This window comes from Polaromonas sp. P1_E1_2, from assembly GCF_056406035.1.
Genome location: NZ_JBFUAZ010000555.1, coordinates 1 through 2,846, shown reverse-complemented (window position 1 = coordinate 2,846; position 2,846 = coordinate 1). Strand labels below are relative to the sequence as shown.

Genomic DNA, 2,846 nt, shown 5'->3' with positions numbered 1-2,846 from the left:
GGCGTGACCTGATCCTGCCGATCATCGAGGCGGTTGCATCCCAGGTCTTTATCCCTCTTACCGTGGGCGGCGGTGTTCGCACCGTTGAGGACGTGCGCCGCCTGCTCAACTCCGGCGCCGACAAGACCAGCTTCAACTCGGCCGCCATCGCCAACCCGCAGGTGATCGCCGACGCTTCCGCCAAATACGGCTCGCAGTGCATCGTGGTGGCGATCGACGCCAAGCGCCGCGGCGCGGAAGACGAAAAGCGCCTCACACCCACCGGCGAACCGGTCGGCCCGGGCTGGGATGTCTACAGCCACGGCGGGCGCAAGAACACCGGCCTGGACGCCGTGGCTTGGGCCACCGAGATGGCGCGCCGCGGCGCCGGCGAGATTTTGCTGACCAGCATGGACCGCGACGGCACCAAGTCGGGCTTTGACCTGGCGCTGACCCGCGCGGTGAGCGACGCCATCAGCGTGCCGGTGATCGCCTCGGGCGGCGTCGGCAACCTGGAGCACCTGGCCGACGGCATACAAAACGGCGGCGCCGACGCGGTGCTGGCTGCCAGCATCTTTCATTACGGCGAATACACCGTTCAGCAGGCCAAGCAGCACATGGCAGCGCGCGGTATTCCTGTGAGGTTGTAGTTTTTAGAGTTTCGGCATCCAGCCCTTACCCCGCATGCGCAAGCAGCTATCGATTTGATAGTGACTACTTGCAAGCCGCCCCTGCTCCCCCAAACCAGCATGAGCCGCGGGACTGGCTTTGCCAGACCGCAGGCGGGCGGCCCCCTCGGGGGGCAGGGAGCTAAACGCAGTGAGCGACCGTGGGGGCGATAATACTTTTATGAACTGGTTAGATGAAGTCAGCTGGGATGACAAAGGCCTGATCCCTGTCATTGCGCAGGAAGCTTCCAGCGGCGATGTGCTCATGTTCGCCTGGATGAACCGCGAGGCGCTGCAAAAAACCGCCGAGCTGGGCCAGGCGGTGTACTACAGCCGCTCACGCGGGCGCCTCTGGCACAAGGGTGAAGAATCCGGCAACCAGCAAACAGTGCATGAAATTCGCCTGGATTGCGACAACGACGTGATCCTGCTCAAGGTGACGCAGCTGGGCCACACGCCGGGCATCGCCTGCCACACGGGCCGCCACAGCTGCTTTTTCAGTGTGTATAAAGACGGCCAGTGGGTGGTGACCGAGCCGGTCCTGAAAGACCCGACAACCATGTATAAAAAAGCATCAACAGACTCCGGCAAACATGACCACGAATGACTCCCTCCAGCGCCTGGCGCAGATCATTGAAAGCCGCAAGGCGGCCAACGGCGGTGACCCGGACACCAGCTATGTGGCTCGCCTGCTGCACAAAGGCCCCGACGCCTTCCTGAAAAAAATCGGTGAAGAAGCCACCGAAACCGTGATGGCCGCCAAGGACATCGACCGCGGGGGCCCCACGGCGGAGCTGAAGGGCAAGCTGGTCGGCGAAGTGGCCGACCTGTGGTTTCACAGCCTCATCGCGCTGGCGCACTATGGCCTCAGCCCACTGGACGTGATCGCCGAGCTGGAGCGCCGCGAAGGCACCAGCGGCATCGAGGAAAAAGCCTTGCGCAAGGCCCAGCACCGTGATGCGGCCGAAAAGCCCTGAGACGGGCGTTTCATGGCCCCCATCACCGTGGCTGATTTTTCTTCTCCCTGATATCGCTTTGACTGGAACCTGAACGCATGGAAACCGACCTGGCCGAATTCGAAGGCAAGAATCCCGCCGACCGCACCATCATGCATGTGCTGTACGGCCTGCACACGCTGGCCTGGTTCAGCGGCGGTGTGTTTGCGGTGATCGCCGTCATCATCAACTACATTCGCCGCGCGGATGAAACCGATGCGCTCTACATCGACCACCACAACTACATGATTCGCACCTTCTGGTGGACGCTTGCGTGGCTGGTGCTGCTGTCGCCGCTGTGGCTGTTGATTGTGCCGGGGTGGGTGGCCTATGGCATTGTCTGCCTCTGGTACCTGTACCGCTGCGTGCGTGGCTGGATGCGTTTTAGCAGCCACCGTCCTGCGTAATTTCCTTGAGTCACGACCCAGCCATGAACCATTCCGACACCTGCATTTTCTGCAAGATCGCTGCGGGCACCATTCCAAGCCGGAAGGTGTACGAAGATGACGAGCTGTACGCTTTTCACGACATCAACCCGTGGGCGCCCGTGCATTTCCTGATCATTCCCAAGGACCACATTCCGTCCATGGCCCAGGTTGGCCCCGAACACGCCGCCCTGCTGGGGCGCATGATGGTGCTGGCCCCCAAGCTGGCGATAGAGCAGGGCTGTAACCCTTATCCGGAGGGCGGCTACCGGATCGTGACCAATACCGGCGCCGAAGGCGGACAAGAAGTGCATCACCTGCACTTTCACGTGATCGGCGGCCCTCGTCCATGGCTGAAGGGCTAGAAGGGTTACAAGCCAAAGGGAACCCCGGTGCCCACAACCACACTAAACCGGTAGGCCAATGTGTGTAATCGGTTTTCCGGCAGACAGGGCCTTTAGAATCAACGCAATTACGTGCAAACCGCCCCAAACCGGCAATGTTGCATTTACACCTGTATTTACAGATTAGGAGCAAATCATGGGTTCATTTTCCATCTGGCACTGGCTGATCGTGCTGTTGATCGTGGTGATGGTTTTCGGCACCAAAAAGCTGAAAAACATGGGCAGCGATCTCGGCGGCGCCGTCAAGGGTTTTAAAGACGGCATGAAGGACGGCAGCCAGACGCCCGCCGACGTGCCCGTGCCGCCCGCCAGCGTGACCAACGCTCAGGCCGCTGACAAAACGACAATCGACGTCGAAGCCAAGCAGAAGTCTTG

Annotated in this window: 6 protein-coding genes; all 6 read left to right on the top strand. The window is 61.0% G+C overall.

From position 1 onward, the window contains the following. Window positions 1–629: imidazole glycerol phosphate synthase subunit HisF (hisF, locus tag AC1D1P_RS19770; protein WP_477674142.1), on the top strand; the 629-nt coding region annotated here is incomplete at its 5' end. A gap of 199 nt (window positions 630–828) precedes the next feature. Continuing rightward, on the top strand, window positions 829–1,254 hold the full coding sequence (hisI, locus tag AC1D1P_RS19765; protein WP_477669861.1) for a phosphoribosyl-AMP cyclohydrolase: 426 nt from the start codon (window positions 829–831) through the stop codon (window positions 1,252–1,254). Beyond that, window positions 1,241–1,624, top strand: coding sequence for a phosphoribosyl-ATP diphosphatase (locus tag AC1D1P_RS19760; protein ID WP_457279706.1), 384 nt, complete (start codon window positions 1,241–1,243; stop codon window positions 1,622–1,624). Before hisI ends, AC1D1P_RS19760 begins: the two co-directional genes overlap by 14 nt. 77 nt (window positions 1,625–1,701) lie before the next feature. Further along, on the top strand, window positions 1,702–2,049 hold the full coding sequence (locus AC1D1P_RS19755; protein ID WP_477669860.1) for a DUF4870 family protein: 348 nt from the start codon (window positions 1,702–1,704) through the stop codon (window positions 2,047–2,049). 23 nt (window positions 2,050–2,072) lie between these two features. Then, window positions 2,073–2,432: a histidine triad nucleotide-binding protein gene (locus AC1D1P_RS19750; protein ID WP_477669859.1), complete on the top strand. Its 360-nt coding sequence runs from the start codon at window positions 2,073–2,075 to the stop codon at window positions 2,430–2,432. A 175-nt stretch (window positions 2,433–2,607) separates the two neighbouring features. Continuing rightward, window positions 2,608–2,846 (top strand): Sec-independent protein translocase subunit TatA (tatA, locus tag AC1D1P_RS19745; protein WP_122955331.1); only part of this gene is annotated, 239 nt, incomplete at its 3' end.